The 16,927-nt window shown below is 72.9% G+C and carries 8 protein-coding genes and 1 tRNA gene; all 9 read right to left on the bottom strand.

Features of this window, described 5'->3' with window-relative positions; genetic code table 11:
* Positions 1–68: 68 nt before the first annotated feature.
* The 9 genes from ASC77_RS09135 to ASC77_RS09095 all read right to left on the bottom strand — a co-directional run bounded on the left by ASC77_RS09135 (position 69) and on the right by ASC77_RS09095 (position 16,925).
* Positions 69–5,882 (bottom strand): glycoside hydrolase domain-containing protein, encoded by a 5,814-nt coding sequence (locus ASC77_RS09135; RefSeq protein ID WP_056151266.1) that lies wholly within the window; start codon positions 5,880–5,882, stop codon positions 69–71.
* 156 nt (positions 5,883–6,038) lie between these two features.
* Positions 6,039–6,114: transfer RNA gene (locus tag ASC77_RS09130), tRNA-Glu, on the bottom strand.
* 75 nt (positions 6,115–6,189) lie between these two features.
* Positions 6,190–7,824 (bottom strand): PucR family transcriptional regulator, encoded by a 1,635-nt coding sequence (locus ASC77_RS09125; RefSeq protein ID WP_056151265.1) that lies wholly within the window; start codon positions 7,822–7,824, stop codon positions 6,190–6,192.
* A gap of 22 nt (positions 7,825–7,846) precedes the next feature.
* On the bottom strand, positions 7,847–8,953 hold the full coding sequence (menC, locus tag ASC77_RS09120) for an o-succinylbenzoate synthase (RefSeq protein WP_056151262.1): 1,107 nt from the start codon (positions 8,951–8,953) through the stop codon (positions 7,847–7,849).
* Entirely contained in the window at positions 8,950–9,840 is an 891-nt protein-coding gene (locus ASC77_RS09115) for a GNAT family N-acetyltransferase (protein WP_235547554.1), read from the bottom strand. Before ASC77_RS09115 ends, menC begins: the two co-directional genes overlap by 4 nt.
* 23 nt (positions 9,841–9,863) lie before the next feature.
* On the bottom strand, positions 9,864–10,988 hold the full coding sequence (locus tag ASC77_RS09110) for a M20 family metallopeptidase (RefSeq protein WP_056151260.1): 1,125 nt from the start codon (positions 10,986–10,988) through the stop codon (positions 9,864–9,866).
* Positions 10,988–14,263, bottom strand: coding sequence for a serine hydrolase (locus ASC77_RS09105; protein WP_056151257.1), 3,276 nt, complete (start codon positions 14,261–14,263; stop codon positions 10,988–10,990). The genes ASC77_RS09110 and ASC77_RS09105 overlap by 1 nt, the downstream gene beginning before the upstream one ends.
* Positions 14,260–15,003 (bottom strand): ABC transporter ATP-binding protein, encoded by a 744-nt coding sequence (locus tag ASC77_RS09100; protein WP_056151255.1) that lies wholly within the window; start codon positions 15,001–15,003, stop codon positions 14,260–14,262. Before ASC77_RS09100 ends, ASC77_RS09105 begins: the two co-directional genes overlap by 4 nt.
* Positions 15,000–16,925 carry a dipeptide/oligopeptide/nickel ABC transporter permease/ATP-binding protein gene (locus ASC77_RS09095; RefSeq protein WP_056151253.1) on the bottom strand — a complete coding sequence of 642 codons (1,926 nt, stop codon included), beginning with the start codon at positions 16,923–16,925 and terminating at the stop codon, positions 15,000–15,002. The genes ASC77_RS09100 and ASC77_RS09095 overlap by 4 nt, the downstream gene beginning before the upstream one ends.
* Positions 16,926–16,927: the final 2 nt, after the last annotated feature.

The raw sequence follows: 16,927 nt of genomic DNA, 5'->3' as shown, positions 1-16,927 counted from the left end.
ACCAGGCCGCAGAGACAGATCGGCGCCCCGACCCTCGCGGGTCGGGGCGCCGATGCGTCTCGGCCGGGTCAGCGCTTGACCTTGACCGCCTTGCTGGTCACCGTGCTGGGCGTCCAGTCACCGTGCGCGCCGGTGACGCGGACGGCGACCTTCTTGCCCTTCAGGCCCGGCGTGAGCCGCAGCGTCGCCGCGCGCCCGACGACCTTGCCGTTCGCCAGCCAGACGTAGCTGAACCGCGTCCCCGCGCTCCAGGACCCGGCGTGGAGGTTCACCGCCAGCCGCTTGCCGACCTTGGCCACGCCCTTCACCTGGACCGCGTGGCTCGCGACCTTCGGTCGAGCCGGGGTCCGGACGGCCGCCGTGGCCGCGACGGAGCCGCCGACCGGGGCGACCGTCGCCTGGTACGCCGTGGCCGCGTCGAGGCCGGTGAACACGACGTCGGACGCGTCCGACCAGGCCTGGCGGGTGGCGATGACCTTCCCGGCCCGGCTCAGCTGCACCTCGAGGACGAACCGGGTCGAGCCGGTCGTCGTCCAGGCCACCTTCACCTGCGACCACGACGGCGCGGTGGCCGTCACGCCGGACACCGTCGGCGCCGGGAGGACGGTCGCCGTGGCGGAGACCGGCGAGAAGCTCGACCTGCCGTTCACGTTGCGCGCCGCGACGTACGCCGAGTAGTCACCCGCGGCGAGGCCCGAGAACGTGTGGCTCGTCTCGGTCCCGGCGACCTCCGCCTCGGTGCCGTCGCTCAGCTGCACCGTGTAGCCGGTGATCGTCGAGCCGCCGTCGTCCGGCGCCGTCCAGCTGACGGTGACCGCCTGGCCCGCGGCCGCGATGCCGGGCTTGGCCGGGACCTCGGGCTTGACGCTCGCGATGGGCAGGTCCACGGCGTACTCGCTCGCGGCGGACGAGCCCAGGGCGTTGGTCGCCTTGACGCTCGCCCGGTACTGACGCCCGCGCGGGAGGTCCGTGAACGTGTACGACGTGGTGGCGGCGTCGACGGTCGTCGGCGTCACCCCGGTCAGCTGCACCGTGTAGCCGGTGATCGCCGAGTTCCCGTCGTACGCCGGGGCCGCCCACGACACCGTGATGCTCCGACCGGAGGTCGTCGCCGACACCGCCTGCGGCGCGTCGGGTGCACTCGACGCCTTGAGCTCGAGGCCGTCGATCGCTGCCTCGAGGGTGCCCGCCTGAGCGGCGTACTCCTCGTCGGTGGCGGTCGCGGCCGAGAGCATCGCCTTCGAGTCCGACACCGCCGAGGTCAGCGTCGCGACCGTGGCCTGCGTGTACCGGGCCGGGACGACCTCGTCCGCGTCCCGCACGGCTGCCACCAGCGACCGCTGGGCGCGGGGCGCCAGCTGGCCGTCGGCGAGCTGCAGGGTGCGCAGCGCGGTGGAGACGTCGGACCCGATGGCCGTCTCGTCGGCGAGGACCTCCTTGGCGGCGGTCATCGCGTCGGAGAACAGCCGGAAGTCGACGCCGACGTAGCGATCGCCGTCGGTGAGCTTCGGCTCGTCCAGGTCGTAGCGGTCCTGCAGCGCCGCCTTGTCGACGCCGTAGTTGAACGTGAACGAGTCCAGGTTGGACACGAACGGGTGGTTGGCGTCCGGCACGTCGGTGCGCAGGACGAGGATCACCTTGTGCGTCCCGCTGATCGCGGTCGGCAGGGTCACCTTGGTCGTGCCGGCGCTGGACCAGCCCGAGCCCGTCACCGGGAGCGGGACCGTGAGCAGCGGCGACCCCGCCTTGGCGTCGAGGTAGACGTCGATCCGGGAGTTGTTGCCGCAGCGCGACGAGTTGTTGACGTAGTGCACGGAGAGCGAGGTCGCCGTGTCGTCGAACACCAGGCCGTCGTACTCGAGCACGTCGCCCTCGTGGGTCCCGCCCACGTCGGTGCCGGTCGTGCCGTCGTTCCAGCTGAAGGACTCGGTCTTGAGCTCCGGGCCCGCCCAGGCGGTACGGCTCTCGAACTCGACCTTCAGCCCGTCGGACTTCGGGGCGTCGGGGACGACGAACGTCAGGTTGCCGTAGTTGCCGACGTACGGACGCTCGGCGGTGTAGGTGCCGTGCATGACGATGTAGACGTCGTGCTTGCCCGTGACACCGCTCGGGAGGTCCACCGTCGCCGTGCCGTCCGAGGACCACGAGGAGCCCGTGGCCGGCAGCGGGACGTTGACGAGCTTGGTGCCCGACCTCGAGTCCAGGTAGACGTCGATGTTGGCGTCCGGGGCGACCCGCCCCGAGTTGTTGATGTAGTGCACCGACAACTGGGACGGAGCGCGGGAGAAGTCCACGCCCGACCAGCGGACCCAGTCACCGTTGTGGGTGTTGGCGATGGCGGTGAAGCTGCCCGCCGAGCCCGTGTCGGTCTCGGTCTTCAGGGTGCCGCTGCCGACGCTGACCCCGTCGCCGCCCCACTCGGCCCGGCCCTCGGGCGTGAGGACGACGTCGTTGTCGACCGGCGCCTGCGCGCCGGACTCGGCGAACTGCATGAAGTCGAAGTTGCCGACCCAGTGCTGGGAGGTGTCCGTCGACGTGGGGTTGGTGCCGGTGAACGTGAAGTAGACGGTCGCCGGAGCAGCGGCCAGCAGGGCCTCCACGTTCGTGAGGTCAGCGGTCGCCGTGGCGTACGTGCCGAAGCTCGACGCCGTCGGCGGGGTCGCGACCTTCGCCAGCAGCGGCCCGTCGGCCGCACCGAGGTGCACCTCGACGGCGGCGTTCGCGTAGCCGTCGGCGGACGCGCCCGAGTAGCGGACCTGGATCTGGTCCGGGACTTGGTCGGCACCGAACGTGACGCCGTTGAACGCGATCCACGAGCCGGGACGCACACCACCGATGCCGGAGGCCTCGTCGTGCAGGTCCGCCCCGCCCGACCACGAGTCGTGCTTCTCGGCCTCGAGCCTGCGATAGCCGCCCTGGCTCAGGACCAGACCGTCGAGCGTCCCGCTGAGGGTGGCGTCGGCGTTGTTGATCTCGTCGTCGGTCGCCGTCGTGTCGGCCAGGACGGTCCGGGCGCTGTTGCGCGCGCTGACCAGCGCGGCGTACGTCGAGCCGTCGTAGTTGCCGGCCACGACCAGCCGCGCCTCGTCGTACGTCGCCCGCAGCTGCGCGCGCCAGTGGTCGGTGACGACGACGGCGAACGGGTCGCGCATCGACAGGCCGGTGCCGGTGACCGACGCCGCGGCGACGCCGCCGGCGAGCGCCGCGTCGGTGAGCCGTACGGCGAACCTCGACCTCGCGAGCTTCGGCAGCGTGCCGGTGACGTGGACGGTCAGCGCGGTGCCGCTGGTCCGGGTCGCGGTGGCGGTGACGCCGCTGGGCAGACCGGCGACGACGACCTTGCCGGAGCCGGTGAGCTCGTCGCCGTTCGCGCCCGCGAACGACGCGCCGTTCAGCGTCATCCTGATGGTGCCGTCGACGTCGCCCTCCGCGTCCGCGGCGACCGTCGTGCGGTCCGAGGTCACGGTGGCAGTCGCGGGGGTGTCCGCCCCCGCCGTGCTCAGCGAGAACGCCGGCTTGCTGGTCGAGCCCCAGGTGGAGGCGGCGTCGCCCATCGTGACGTCGAACGAGCCGTCGCCGACGATGTCGTCGTAGTCGACCCAGGTGTTGCCGTAGGCCTTGCCGTCGAGCGTGGCGTCCTGGATGTAGTAGTCGTCCGGGGAGACGCCGTCGGCGACGACACTGAAGCTGGTGCCGTCGTCGTGCGTGATGTCGACACGCGGGAAGAACGGCGAGCCGACCTGGTACTGCGACGAGCCGGCCGTCACCGGGTAGAGGCCGAGCGCGGCCGCCACGAACGTCGCCGACATCGCGCCGGTGTCGTCGTCCATGGTGGGCAGGAAGCCCAGCGGCTCGTTCTTGAAGACCTTCGTCCTGATCGGCGGCGTCAGCTTGCCGTTGCTCGACGGCGGGTTGTTGCCGTCGGTGCCGCCGGTGGCGATGTACTGCTGCCAGGTCGCCTTCGTGTAGAGGTCACGGACCCACTTCTGGGTCTTCGCCGGCTGGCCCAGGTAGTTGAAGAGGTACGGCGTCTGCAGGTCGACCTCGTTGGCGTTGGACTTCAGCATCTTGGTGCCGTCGTCGGGTGCCTGCTCGCCGAAGTAGTGGCTGAGCGCCTTCTGCGTGGCGGCGGTGCCGCCCATGGCGGAGATCAGACCGGCCATGTCCTGCGCGGGGTACCAGTTGAACTGCCAGAGCGTGCCCTGGTAGAGCCCGGCGGCCTGGAACTGCTCCAGGTCGTCGTTGGCGAAGGCGCCCGCGGCGTTGCGCGAGGAGAGGACCGCGACCGGGGTGCTGTCCTCGGCCGTCCACGCGGCCGGCTTCAGGACGTTCTTGTAGTTGCCCGAGCGAGCGGCGTACGACGTGGCGTCGGCGGTCCTGCCCAGCGCCTTCGCGATCACGGAGAGCGCGTAGTCGTCGTACGACGTCGCGACGGTCGTGCCGGGGTCGCCGGCGATGTAGCCGAGGGCCTGGTTGGCCGAGCTGTAGGTGTTGGAGTTGGCGACGAGCGCCGGGAAGGCCTGCGCCAGCCGGTCCAGGTGCACGCCCTTCGAGACGGCGTCGGCGATGACGATCGCCGAGCGCTCGAAGCGGACGGTCGGCACGGCCATCGTGCGGCTGCTCAGGGTCGCGTTGCCCACGTTGGCGTCGTCGGCGTAGATGTCGACGAGCGACTGGACCACGTCGGCGTACATGTCCGGGTACATGGTGGCGAGCACCGAGTACTTGCGGAAGTCGTCCCAGGTGCCCCAGCCGTCGTAGTGCGTGTAGCCGTCGGCCCGGTGGACCGCGCCGTCGACGCCTCGGTAGGTGCCGTCGGTGCTGGTGGCGTTGGTCGGCGTGGCGAGCATCCGGTAGAGGCTCGTGTAGAAGATCTTCTCCAGGTCCCCGTCGGGGTCGCTGGTGGCGTCGGAGGTGACCGCGACCTTGCCCAGCGTCTCCTGCCAGTCGTCGTGCGCGTCCGCGCGGACGTCGTCGAAGGACTTGCCGGTCAGTTCGGCCGCCTGGTCCTGACGCGCCTGGGCGACGCTGATCGGCGACAGCGTGGTGTTGAGCTGCACCTTCTGGCCGGCGGTCACGTCGAAGGTGACCACGGCGCCGGTGTCGGTGCCGGTGCGGTGCTTCGTCGCGCCGAAGGCGGCGCCGTCGCCCCAGGTCTTCACGCTGGCCACGGGGGCGCTGGTGACCGAGTCGAAGTAGAGCTTGTAGTTGTAGCCGTTGAAGGTGCCGGCGACGTTGCCGAAGAGCTCCGCCCGGCCGTCGTCGAGCGTCTTCACGGTGAGGTCCGAGCTGAGCCGCCCGGTGAAGTTGTTCTGCAGGTCGAGGACCAGCGAGGCCTTGCCGGCCTGGGGGAACGTGAACCGCTCGAGGCCGGTGCGGACCGTGGCGGTCAGCTCGGAGCCGATCGTGCCCTGCGGCGCCTGCAGGCCCACCTGGTAGTAGCCGGGCTCCGCCGTCTCGTCGGTGTGCGAGAAGGGCAGCGCGTACGTGCTGGTCGCCGGTCGTGCGGTGTACGTCGAGTACGTCGGCACGACCAGCAGGTCACCTCCGCCGCCGGAGCCGCCGACCCCGTCCAGGTTGGAGAGCGTGAAGCCCCTGATGCTGCTCTGCGCGTAGTCGTAGCCGGAGTGGGTGCGCCCCGGCGAGGTCATCGGGTTCGGCTTGGCCAGGCCGTGGGGCACCTGGGCGCCCGGGATGTTCTGGCCGTTGTCGCCCTGGGTGGACATGAACGGGTTGACGAGCTGGGTGTAGTCGGTCGCCGCCGGTGCGGCCGTCGCCGTACCGGCCGGTGCGGCGGCGAGGCCGACCGCGGCCAGCGCGGCGGCGACGAGGGAGGGGATGACGCGAGGCGTGCGCGAACGACGTGAGCGCGAGATGGGCATGCAGTCGCTTCCTTGGGCAGGGGGAGGGCCGAGAACCGCAAGGAACCTAGGGAGCATTTGCAACGATTCAACGTCCGTATCGGCCCACCCGGACGACGCCCGCGTGACCAGCACGTGAATGAGCTCGCGACCGCGGTCCCGGCCTGCGACGAGGTGTGGCACCCCCAACGGGATTCGAACCCGTGCTACCGCCGTGAAAGGGCGGGGTCCTGGGCCGCTAGACGATGGGGGCCGGACGTGCTCGGCACAGCATAGAGCGGGCCGAGAGGTCGCACGAATCCGGTTGGTGGCCGGTGGGCGACGCCCCTCACTCACCCAGAACGGCCAGCTCGAGCATCACCGCGAACCGCTGCCGCGGGTCGCGCAGGTCGATCTCCCCCACCTCGGCGACGCGGCGGAGCCGGTAGCGGAACGTGTTGGTGTGCACGAAGAGTCGCTCGGAGGCGAGCGCGACGTCGCCGAACGCGTCGAGCCACGCGCGCAACGTGTCGACGAGGTGGGCGTCGTGCTTGCGGTCGTAGCGCATCAGCCGGTCGAGCGGGCCGGTCGGCCGGTCGTTGCGCGTGGCCGCGAGGTCGCGCAGGTCGAGCAGCAGCGCGTCGGTCTGCACGTCCGCGAGGCGGGCGACCCGGATGCCGGGCGGGCGCTCGCGCAGCACCCGCAGGATGCGGTCGGTGGAGGTGCGGGCCGCGACGATCTCGGCCACGGAGGTGGCCACGCCGCCGATCGCGACGACGGGACGGGACCGGTCGCCGATCCGGTCCAGGAACACGGCGGCGAGCTGGCCGGCGCGCTGCTCGCTCTCGGCGGGCGTGCCGCTGGTCGCGGCGAGCCCGTAGACGACGCCGCCGAGCAGGGCCGCGGCCGAGCGCGGGACCACGGCGTTGAGGTGCAGCGCGAAGGCGTCCGCGAGCCGCTGGAGCTCGTGCGCCTGCGACGCGTCCTCCGACGACGCGGGATCCACCGAGGTCACGCCGAGGACCACGATGGGGGTGTCGAGGAGGCCGAGCCTCTCGAGCGCCTCCCGCGCGCCCGCGCCGCCCTCGAGGACCGAGCTGACGAGGTCGGCGCGCACCCGGCGGCGTACGTCGGTGCCGGCCCGGACCCGGAGCAGGTGCAGGGCGACGAGCTTGCCGGCGTCGACCAGCGCGCGCGTGCGCTCCGCGCTGAGCGGACCCGGCACGGCGGCCCAGATGGAGCCGAGCACCTCGTCGCCCGCCCGGACCGCGATCGCGACCCGTGGCATCGAGAACGCGTCACCCTGGTCGGCGACCGGGTCGATGTAGACCGGCCCGTCGGTGCGGTAGAGGTCGCCGAAGACCCCGCGCTCGTTGAGGATCCGGGCATAGCGCTCCGGCACCTGCCGCCCGAGGACCGTCTCGACCCGCGACGGGTCGGCCTCGTCCTGGCGGCCCGAGAAGGCCAGCACCCGCGAGCTGCGGTCCTCGATGGTGATCGGCGCGTCGAGCAGCGAGGCGATGGCGTTGGCGACGGCGAAGAGGTCGCCGGACGGGAGCCCGCCGAGGGTCTCCTCGTCGGCGACCCGGACGTCGCCCTCGGCGAGCAGCGAGCGCAGCATCGCCGCGAGGTGGGCCCAGGGCACGCCGCGACTGAGCCCGAGCAGGGCGACCCCGGCGGCGTCGGCCGCGGCGCGGACCTCGGGCGTCGCCTGGACGGGCGCGCGAAGCACCAGGCCCACGGCCCCGGCCGGTCCCAGCACCTCGAGCAGGGCGCCGACCTGCTCGGGACCGTCGACGCCGACCCCGAGCACCAGCGCCTGCGGTGGCAGCAATGGTGCGTCGACGGGGTCGTGGATCACCACGCCGCCGATGTCGTCGACGCGGTCGGCGTCGCCGTGGACGAGGTCGAGCAGGGTAGCCCCGAGGTCGTCGAGGACGCGGCCGAGTCCGGCGCGCGGGCGGGGGGTGGGGACCGTCGTCATGGCGGTCGTCAGCGTACGACGATCAGACGGCCAGCCACTCGGTCGCCGTCGTGACCTCGGCCAGCGCATCCTCGAGCGGCGTCACCCCGAGACCCGGTCCGGTCGGCACCGACAGGTGGCCGTCCTCGAGGACGAAGGGCGCGGTGATGTCGCGGTGGTAGTAGCGACCGGACCCGGACGTGTCACCCGGGAGCGTGAAGCCGGGGAGGGCGGCCAGGGCGACGTTGGCGGCCCGGCCGAGGCCGGTCTCGAGCATGCCGCCGCACCACACCGGCACGCCGTTCGCGACGCACACGTCGTGGATCCTCCGCGCCTCCAGGTAGCCGCCGACACGACCGGGCTTGATGTTGACGATCGCCGCCGCCCCGAGCCGGATCGCGGCGGCCGCGGACTGGGCCGAGACGATCGACTCGTCGAGGCAGACCGGCGTGCGGATCTGCTTCGCGAGGTCGGCGTGACCGAGCACGTCCTCCTCGTCGAGGGGCTGCTCGATGAGGAGGAGGTCGAAGGGGTCGAGCTTCGCGAGGTGGCGCGCGTCGGCCAGCGTGTACGCCGTGTTGGCGTCCACCTGGAGCAGCACGTCGTCGCCGTACCGCTCGCGGACGGCGCGCACCGGCTCCACGTCCCAGCCGGGCTCGATCTTGAGCTTGATGCGGACGTAGCCGTCGTCGAGGTAGCCGCCGACGGCGTCGAGCAGCGCCGGGATGCTGTCCATGATCCCGACCGACACCCCGCACGGCACCCGCTCGTGCACGGCACCGAGGGCGCTGCCGAACGACCGGCCCTGCACCCGGAGCTCGGCGTCCAGGACGCCCATCTCCAAGGCAGCCTTGGCCATCCGGTGACCCTTGAACGGCGCCAGCGCCGTCGCGACGGTGTGGGCCTCCAGCGGGCCGGCGGCCGCCAGGGCGGGCACCAGGAAGCGGCGCAGCACGTCGGCCGCGGCGTCGTTGTACTCCGAGGAGTAGAGCGGGTCCGCCATCGCGACGCACTCCCCCCAGCCCTCGCCCTCGTCGGTGACGACGCGCAGCAGCATCAGCTCGCGCGCGGTCTGGGTCCCGAACGACGTACGGAACGGCGAGACCAGCGGCATGCTGACCCGTCGCAGCTCGACTCCGGTCAGCTTCACTGGTGCTCCTTCGTGACGACGTACCAGCCGGCGCGGTCGAAGCCGGTGATCCGGGCCCCGTCGTCGACCAGGGCGGACAGCGCCTCGCGGACCGCGAGACGCCACTTCTGCGCCAGCGCCGGGTCGGCGGCGCGCAGCGCGCCGATGTGCGGTGGGACGGCGACGAGGCTGGTCGTGCCGTCCAGCTGCCCCGGCTCCGGTCCGCCGTCGGCGCCGATGCCGAGGGCGACGACGGCACCGGCCGCGAGCTCGTCGGCGACCAGCGCGGGTGCGGGGCTGCCGGCGCACGCGGCGACGACCGCCGGGTCGCGCAGGCGCCACCGCACCAGCAGCCGGTCGGAGTCGTCGTCGCCGTTGATGGTGTCGAGCATCGCGCCGTAGAAGTTCGGCAGGTACTCGTCCGGACGGGCGGCGAGCTTGACCAGGTTGAAGTAGGCGTTGCGGCTGACCAGCGGGTCGAAGGTCCAGGCGATCTCCGAGACGCCGCGCAGCATCGCCCAGGCGCGCTGGTGCAGCTTGAGCGCGAACCCGACGTGGCGGCCGAGCACGTCGGCGGAGACGCCGGCGATGTGGCTGTGCAGGGCGTCCTCGGCCGGCGCGTGGAAGAAGCCGACGCACGCGCCCACCAGGCGGTCGCCCTCGAAGGCGCCGCCGACGTAGTTGCCGGCCTTGGTGAAGGCACGCAGCAGCTCGAGCGTCATCGGCGGGTTGGCGTCGCGTCCCCAGATGTCGGCGTAGAGCGCGACGACGCCCGCCAGCTCGGCGAGGTCGGCGACCTCTCGCACCGACACCCCGGCCGCCAGCGCGGCCGCGTCGGCGGCCTGCACGGCGCGGTCGAGATCGGCGTCCACTGCTCCGACACCCGTCAGGTTGGTCACGGTTCCCATGCTGCTCAGGTCCTCCGGGGTCGTCATGGTCGTGCGGCACCAGCCGTGAGGACCGAGTTCGTCGGCTGCGCCAGCAGGTCGGCCACGAGGGCGGCGAGCAGGGCGGTGCGACCGGGCAGCTCGTCCACGAGGACGTGCTCGTCGTCGGCATGGGCACCGCCGCCGACGGCGCCGAGGCCGTCGAGGGTCGGGGTGCCGACGCCGGCCGTGAAGTTGCCGTCCGACGCTCCGCCGACAGCCGCCGAGGTGAGCGTCGGCAGGCCGAGGCGTACGGCGATCGCGGACGCCCGCTCGAACAGCGCGGCCGACGCCGAGGCCTCCAGCGGCGGCCGGTTCGGACCGCCGTGGACCTCGAGCACGGCCCCCGGAAGCACGGCCCGCAGGGCCCGCATCGCGACGTCCACCCGGTCCTGCTCCTCGACGGTCCGCACCCGTACGTCGACGGAGAACGAGCCCTCGGCCGGGACCGTGTTGGTGGTCGTGCCCGCGCGGCTCGCCGTCGGCGTCACCGTGGTGCCGAGGTCGGGACGGCCGAGCCCGGCGACCGCGATGGCCTGGTGGGCGAGCTCGATGGTCGCGTTGATGCCCGCCTCGGGCTCCAGCCCGGCGTGGGCGGCGCGGCCGACGACGCGGACGTCGTACAGGGAGACGCCCTTGCGCTCGGTCTTCAGCGCGCCCCCGTCGGCGGACGCCTCCAGGACGAGCGTCGCCTCGGCGGCGCGCGCCTCCTCCTCGATGAGGCCGCGCGAGCTCGGGGAGCCGAGCTCCTCGTCGCCGGTCACGAGCAGGGTGACGCCATCGGTGCCGGCGAGGGCGTGGAACGCCATCACCAGGCCGGCGAGCATGTCGAAGCAGCCGGGACCGCGCAGCACGCCGTCCTCGACGGTGCACGGGTGCGTGGCCAGCGAGCCGATCGGCCACACCGTGTCGTGGTGGCCGAGGACGAGCACCCGGGACGGGCCGGCGCCGAGGCGCCAGCGCAGGTGGGTGCGACCGTCCAGCACGATCCGCTCGGGCTCGACCCCCAAGCGGCGCGTGCCGAGCCGGGCGACGACGTCGGCCGAGCGGGCGACGGCCTCGAGATCGGCCGAGGGCGACTCGCACTCGACGAGCTCGCGGACGTCGTCGAGCATCGTGGTCAGGTCCATCAGTCGACCCTCGGGGTCGCGCGCACGCCGAAGTGCACGTAGCGCTCCCCGGTCGGCAGCTCGTAGAAGGTGACCGGCGCCCAGGTGTCGGCCTCCGGCGGCCTGAGCGCGAACAGCGCCGGGCCGACGGGGACGAGCGGGTACTCGTCGACGGGGTCCGGCACCATCTCGGCCAAGGGCCCCAGGACGGTGGTCCGCAGCCGCGGTCCGTCGTCGCCGACGAACACCTCCATCTTCACCGACGAGCGCGCGTAGGTGCCGACGTACGGCGTGATGTCGACGTCGACCGGCTCGGTCGGCGGCGTGAACGGGTGCGCCATCTCGAGGCCGGCGACCTCCGCGAAGATCTCGCGGTAGAGCTCCTCGTAGAGGTCGCGGGTGTTGCCGCCGTTGGCGAGCAGCGCGACGGCGACGCCGCCACCGGCGGAGCCGGGGAGCAGCCGCAGGAAGCCGGCCTGACCGAGGGTGTTGCCGTCGTGGCCGATCAGCCGCTCGCCGTCCCAGCCGAACCGGATCCAGCCCAGGCCCCAGGAGTCGCCGAGGATGAGCTTGTCCGGCAGGTCCGCCTGGTGGGTGGTCATCAGTGCGGTCGACTCGGCCGACAGCACCCGCGTGCCGTCGGCGGCGACGCCGCCCGACAGGTGCAGCTGCGCGAAGGCGAGCACGTCACGGACGGTCGACTTGATCAGGCCGGCGGGACCGACCGACCGGGGCAGGTCCCAGACGGGCGTGGGCTCCTGACCGTTCTCACCGTCCACGTGGCCGACGGCGGCGGCGTGCAGGATCGCCTCCTCGGGCAGCGTCATCGTGTGGGTGAGGCCGAGCGGCGTGTAGAGCCGGTCGCGCATGGCCTGGTCCCAGGTCTGGTCGGTGAGCTTCTCGATCACGCGGCCGAGCAGCGACCAGCCGGAGTTGCAGTAGGACCAGGTGGCGCCCAGGGGGTGGTTCTGGGCGACGTCAGCGAGCAGCTCGGTGTACTTCTCGAGCGCGTCGTCGCCACGACCGGTGTCGGTGAAGACGTCGCCGTCGATGCCGCTCGTGTGGGTCAGCAGGTGCCAGATCGTGAGCTGCTTGGTGACGTCGGGGTCGGAGAGCTGGAGCTCGGGGACGACCTCGACGACCGGGGTGTCGAGCGCGATCAGGCCCTCGTCGACCAGCTGCATGATGACGGTGGCCGTCCACACCTTGCTGATCGAGCCGATCTGGAAGACCGAGTCGACCGTCGCGGGCTGGCCGGTGCGGTTGTTGAGCACGCCGTGGGCCACGTCGACGACGTCGTCTCCGTCGAGGATGCCCAGCTGGGCGCCGGGCACGTGGTGCTTCGTCGCCAGCACCTCGAGTCGACGCTGCCAGTGCGCGCGGTCGACCCGGGGCCGGCCGCCGCGCTCGACGTACCGCTCCACCCAGTCGACGACGCGGCGCGCGTAGTCGAGGCGCTGCGACGGCGGCCCGAGCAGGATGAAGACGTGCGAGGCGCCCGGGTAGAGCACCAGCTCGGTCGGCACGCCGCGGTCGCGCAGCGAGGTGTGCCACTGCTGGGCCTGCCCGACCGGGCAGGTGAGGTCGTCCTGGCCGTGCAGCACGAGCGTCGGGGTCTGCACGCGGTCGACGCGCGTGATCGGCGACATCGCGGCGTACGCCTCCGGGGCGTCCCAGGGCGTGCCGCCCAGCTCGTAGCGGGCCATCAGGGCGCCGTCGTCGCTGGCGCCGTACTCGCTGACCAGGTCGCTGACGATGCCGCCGGCGACACCGGCCTTGAACCGGTCGTCGTGCGCGGTGAGCCAGGCGGTCATGAAGCCGCCGTAGCTGTAGCCGGTGACCGCGAGCCGGGCGGCGTCGGCCAGCCCCTCGGCGACGAGGGTGCCGATCGGCTCGAGGAGGTCGAGGTGGTCGGCGACGCCCCAGGCGCCCTGCACGCCGTTGTAGAAGTCCGCGCCGTAGCCGTCGCTGCCGCGGGGGTTGACCAGCAGCACCGCCCAGCCCTGCGCGGCCAGCTCCTGGTGGTAGAAGTGCATCTCGTCGGCCGCCGCGTTCCAGGCGTTGTGCGGGCCGCCGTGCACGTCGAGCAGCAGCGGCAGCGGGCCGGTGCGCTCGGGGTCGCGGACCAGCCAGGCCTGCACCTCGGTCCCGTCGGAGATCGTGAAGGTCCGCTCCTCGCGGACGAAGAGGTCGGCGGTGCTGGGGCCGTGGTCGGTCAGCACGGTCTCGGATCCCGACGCGATGTCGACCGCGACGATCTCGCCGTACGACGTGGGGGTGGCGAGCGAGACGACGGCGGTGCCGCGGGCGACCGAGAGTCCGGAGACGACGCGGCCGGCGCCGGCGAGGACGGGGCCCTCCTCGTCCCAGAGGTGCGTGCAGCCGCGGTCGCGGATCGCGAAGAGCAGCCGTCCGTCGGAGGTCTCGACCGGGCGGGCGCCGGGGTAGGCCGGGCCGCCGGGCATCACGTTGCGGTCGAGGTGCCCGCTGACGTCCTCGGGCTCGCTGCCGTCGAGCGGGACCCGCAGCAGGTGGGCGTGTCCGAGCGCCAGCGCGGGGTGACCGACGACGAGCAGGCTGCTGCCGTCGGCCGCGAACGAGACGGTGCCCGCGATCCCGTCCTCGAAGGCGACCACGCGTGGCTCGGCCTTCGGGTCGGTGACGTCGAGCAGGTGCACGGCGGTCCGGAACGTGAGGTCGCTGTCCGTCCCGACCTTGCGGGTGAAGGCGAGGGTGCGGCTGTCGGGCGACCAGGCGGGCTGGCCGGCGTGGTCACCGTCGGTGACCTGCCGGCACTCGTGAGCCCCGAGGTCGGCTCCGAGGTCGACGACGTGGAGCTGGCTGCGCACGGCGCCGAACAGGCCGGCGCCGTCGGCCTGGTAGTCGACGCCCTCCGTGGCGAGCGGGCCGTTGCCCCCGGTGGGGTCGACCGCGGAGGTGAACGCGATGTGCTCGCCGTCGGGGCTCCAGACCGGGGCGCCGGCGCCGAGGGGCAGGTCGGTGACCTGCTCCGGCTCGCCACCGTCGGTCGCGAGCAGGTGCACCTGACCGTCGCGGAGGAAGGCGAGCCGCGCGCCGTCCGGCGACCAGGCCGGGGCGGTGTCGCTGGTGCCGGTGGTCAGACGGCGCGGTGCGCCTCCTGCCGCGGGGACGACCCAGAGCTGGTCGACGTTGCGGTCCTCGTCGGCGTCGAGGGTGCGCAGCACGTAGACGACGCGCGCGCCGTCGGGCGAGATCACCGGCTGGGACGGGACGGCGAGGGCGGCGAGGTCGTCGATGCGCGTGCGTCGGGTCATCGGGGGCTCCTGGAGTTCGTGCCGGGTACGGCGGCGAGCAGCTCTCGCGTGTAGACGTGCTCGGGCTCGGCCAGCACCTGCGCGGTGGTGCCCTGCTCGACGATGCGGCCGTCCCGCATGACGGCGACGTGCGTCGCGACGTACCGCACCACCGCGAGGTTGTGGGAGATGAAGAGCATCGAGAGGCCCAGCTCGGCCTGCAGCTCGCGGACCAGGTTGAGCACCGCGCCCTGGATCGAGACGTCGAGTGCGGAGGTGATCTCGTCGGCGATGACGACCTGGGGGCGACCGGCCAGGGCGCGCGCCAGCGCGACCCGCTGACGCTGGCCGCCGGACAGCTCGGCGGGCCGGGCGGCTGCCCGGGCGGGGTCGAGGTGCACGAGCTCGAGGAGCCGCTCGACCTCGGCGCGCCGCTCCAGCCGCGAGGCACCGCGAGGCATCGCCTCCGCGACGCTCTCGCCGATGCTCATCCGCGGGTCCAGGGACGAGTACGGGTCCTGGAACACCATCTGCAGCGGCCGGCGGCGGCCCGTCGTGGGCACCGGCCGACCGTCGAGCAGGATCCGGCCGGACTCGATCGGCGCCAGCCCGACGGCGGCGCGGGCGAGGGTCGACTTGCCCGAGCCGGACTCGCCGACCAGGCCGACGATCTGCCCCTCCGGGACGGTGAGGCTGACGTCGTCGACGGCGGTGGTCGCGCCGTAGCGGACCGTCAGGCCCTCGAAGCGGAGCTCGCTCACGATGCCTCGACCTCCTCGAGCTCGTCGATCTCGCGGTCCTCGATCTCGATGGCGACCGGCTCCCCCGCGTGCCAGCAGGCGACCCGCCGACCGGCGACGTCGGTCTCGAGCGCGGGGTCCTCGGTGAGGCAGCGCGCCGACGCGAGCGGGCAGCGGGCGGCGTACGCACACCCCTCGGGCACGTCGGCGGGGTCGACCGGACGGCCGGGGATGACCGCGAGCGGCTCGTCCAGGTCGGTGTCCATGGCGGGCACCGCGGCCACCAGGGCCCGCGTGTAGGGGTGCCGGGCACCGGTGGCGAGCTCGGTCGCGGGGAGGTCCTCGACGATCCGGCCGGCGTACATGACCAGCACCCGGTCGCAGACCTCGCCGACCACGGTGACGTCGTGGCTGATGAGCACCAGCGCGACGTCGTCGGCGGCCCGGATCGCAGCGAGCAGGTCGAGCACCTGCTGCTGCACGGTGACGTCGAGCGCCGTGGTCGGCTCGTCCGCGATGATCAGCGCGGGGCTGCCCATCAGGCCCATGCCGATCATCGCGCGCTGGCGCATGCCACCGGAGAACTCGTGCGGGTACTGGTGGGCGCGACGCTCGGGCTCGGTGATGCGCACGGCGCGCATCCGGTCGACGGCCCGGGCCAGTGCCGACCTCCGGTCCATGCCCTGGTGGTGCCGGGCGACCTCGGCGAGCTGGCTGCCCATCCGACGGGTCGGGTTGAACGACGTCATCGGGTCTTGGAAGACCATCGCCAGCGAGGTGCCGAGCAGCTGCCGCTGCGCCTTCGTGTCGGCGGTGCGCAGGTCGGTGCCGAGCAGCTCGAGGCAGGAGGCGTCGACGCGGCCTGGGTCACCGACCAGGCGCGAGACGGCCAGGGCGGTCAGGGACTTGCCGGAGCCCGACTCCCCGACGACGCCGACCGCCTCGCCACGTCGTACGGCGAACGAGATGCCGCGGACCGGTCGGATCGGGCCGGCCGGGCCAGGGAAGACCACCTCGAGGTCGCGGACGTCGAGCACGACGTCATCGGTGCTGGCGTGCGACTCCTCAGCAGGTGCGGCGGTCGCGACCGCCGCGGCGGTCGACGGCAGCCTGATGCCGCCGATCACGCCGACGCCCAGGGCCTTGGCCACGGACTCGCCGAAGAGGTTGAACGCCAGACCGGCGACGATCACCGCGGCGCCGGGCGCCAGGGCCGCGGCCGGGTTCACGTAGATCGAGCCGATGCCGTCGAAGAGCAGACGACCCCAGTCGTACGACGGCTGCTGGACGCCCAGTCCGAGGAACGAGAGGCCGGCGAAGGACAGCAGCGCGCCGCCGGCACCGATGGTGGCGTTGACGACCAGCGGCTCGGAGATGTTGGGCAGTACGTGGCGCAGCAGGATCCGCATCCGACCGACGCCGGCGACGCGGGCGGCGTCGACGAAGTCGCGGGCGGAGACGGACGCCACCAGGGTGCGCGTGAGACGGCCCATGCTCGGTGCACCCGCAAGACCGATGGCGAGCACCGCGCCGGTGGCACCGACGCCGAAGATCACGGCGAAGAACAGGGCGAGCAGGATGCCCGGGAAGGCGACGGCGATGTTCACACCGGCGTTGACGAGCTTGCCGCTGCGCCGTCCGAGCAGGAACGACGCCGTGCCGAGGATCAGCCCGACGACGACCGCGATCGCGGTGGCGGCGAGCGCCAGCTCGACGGACAGCCGGGTAGCGACCAGGGTGCGGTAGAAGATGTCGCGGCCGAGGTTGTCGGTGCCGGCCCAGTGGTCGGCGGACGGCCCGGCCAGGATGTTGCTGGTGTCGATCGCGTCGGCGTCGTCGCTCCAGATGATCGGCGCGACCACGGCCAGCACGAGCACGGCTCCCGTGAGCAGGGTCGCCGCGAGTCCGACCGGTGTGCGGATGACGCCCTTCCAGCGCTGCACGT

This window comes from Nocardioides sp. Root1257 (genome assembly GCF_001425175.1).
Taxonomy (GTDB): Bacteria; Actinomycetota; Actinomycetes; order Propionibacteriales; family Nocardioidaceae; genus Nocardioides.
The sequence above is the reverse complement of the archived record's forward strand: the minus strand, read 5'-3'. Positions and strand labels throughout refer to the sequence as shown.

Coding starts and splice junctions, on each gene's coding strand:
- ASC77_RS09115 (WP_235547554.1), bottom strand. CDS start 9,840: ATGGGAACCGTGACCAACCTGACGGGTGTCGGAGCAGTGGACGCCGAT.
- ASC77_RS09135 (WP_056151266.1), bottom strand. CDS start 5,882: ATGCCCATCTCGCGCTCACGTCGTTCGCGCACGCCTCGCGTCATCCCC.
- ASC77_RS09125 (WP_056151265.1), bottom strand. CDS start 7,824: ATGACGACGGTCCCCACCCCCCGCCCGCGCGCCGGACTCGGCCGCGTC.
- ASC77_RS09110 (WP_056151260.1), bottom strand. CDS start 10,988: ATGGACCTGACCACGATGCTCGACGACGTCCGCGAGCTCGTCGAGTGC.
- ASC77_RS09105 (WP_056151257.1), bottom strand. CDS start 14,263: ATGACCCGACGCACGCGCATCGACGACCTCGCCGCCCTCGCCGTCCCG.